The 1,383-nt window shown below is 35.5% G+C and carries 2 protein-coding genes; one reads left to right on the top strand and one right to left on the bottom strand.

The features are described from left to right. Nucleotides 1-860: 860 nt before the first annotated feature. Entirely contained in the window at nucleotides 861-995 is a 135-nt protein-coding gene (locus tag EO93_RS18460; protein ID WP_255350210.1) for a hypothetical protein, read from the bottom strand. A gap of 173 nt (nucleotides 996-1,168) precedes the next feature. On the opposite strand from EO93_RS18460, the gene EO93_RS17410 reads away from it, so the two are divergent. Continuing rightward, on the top strand, nucleotides 1,169-1,258 hold the full coding sequence (locus EO93_RS17410; protein WP_200896789.1) for a DUF2080 family transposase-associated protein: 90 nt from the start codon (nucleotides 1,169-1,171) through the stop codon (nucleotides 1,256-1,258). Nucleotides 1,259-1,383: the final 125 nt, after the last annotated feature.

Genomic DNA, 1,383 nt, shown 5'->3' with positions numbered 1-1,383 from the left:
TAAATTTTTATAAAATTAAGAGAATTGTCAAGTCCAGTTGGGTCAAAAAAGAAGGGAAATATTCAGTACCAATTAGTGGATACTGTCAAACTTAGGTTAATAGGGTGATTGAAAACAGAGTAGAACAGAATGGATAAAACAGAATGGAAAAATGGAGAAATTGACTTCAGTTTAACGGTGAATTCTAGAGAGCCCTTAACAGAATAGAGTAGAAGAAAATAATTCGAAGTGGTTACGTTTTTTGGAAAGAACTGGATACAGTTTCCAGTTCTCTCCGTTTTCCCTTTCCCGATTATTGAACGTTTTTTGGGTGGGATTCATACTTTTAAGCTTTCCGTTTTTTAGATGTTATTTATCTCAAGGGATGGAGTTGTTGGTGTCTCGCATTTGTTTTCTTCAAATTATTCTGGCTTCATTTGTTGGGTGTTGCTTTGAAATATATTTTTTGAAGGCAGCATTGAAGACGTTTTTGGGAAGACTTGTTTATCTGAAATGCTCCTGAATATTCTCGTTTTTGGAACCCGTTTTTGGAACCCTTTTTTTGATTCCTTTTTTTTGATTCCTTTTTTTAGATTCCGTTCGTTTTTTAGAGATTTTTATCAGGTCGTTTTTTATTTCAGTGTATTTATCGGGAGATTTTTTCAGAAAATAATACTTTTTTCTATTGTCAAAGGTTTAACTCTGGGCAATTTTAGACTGCTGGGTTTTGTTCTGCCAATTGGTTAAGGTAGATTCTGCGTTTTTCTGTGGAGGAAATTTTAGCTTTGTCTGTAAAGGGATCCGCCTTCCGAATAATTTTTAATTTCAGCTTTTGGTCATAGCTGGTTAGCCCTTCCTGTACTTCAGGGAAGTTTTTAGATTTATGCTTCCTGTCTCGAAATAAGCCCGAAGAGCTTCTGAATTATTATCTTCGAGGATGGGACAAACTTGCGGTTTCTGAGCAGGAACCCGTGCAGGACTGGTTCCAGAGGCTTTTGCGGAACTGTTTCTTTCATTCTGGCTCACCTTTTGAACAGATTTCTGTTTTTTTTCTTCAGCCGGCAAACAGCAACCCATTACCGATTAATAATATATAAATATTTGTGACGTGATCCAGACAGGACACTTCCAGCCTATTTTAGTCCTAATAATGCAGATACTTTACAATACAATGAAAACAGAGTGCATAATGAAAATCGAAGTTGAAGGGTTTGAAGTAATTGAGAAACTCGTAAAAGAGGCAGATAATTCCGGTAGAATATACGTTCCTAAAGACTGAATAGAGAAGCGAGTAAGAATAGTACTACTAGTGTCTTAGAAACTTAATTATGGTGCATAATATTTAGACATTTTCTCATCAGCAACTTTTCTCGTAAACTTCCAGTTGATCTTATTTTCATGTTC

Origin of the sequence: Methanosarcina sp. 1.H.A.2.2, from assembly GCF_000979975.1 — an archaeon.
Classification (GTDB): Archaea; Halobacteriota; Methanosarcinia; order Methanosarcinales; family Methanosarcinaceae; genus Methanosarcina.
Note: the sequence above shows the minus strand (reverse complement) of the source record. Positions and strands in the feature narration are given on the sequence as shown.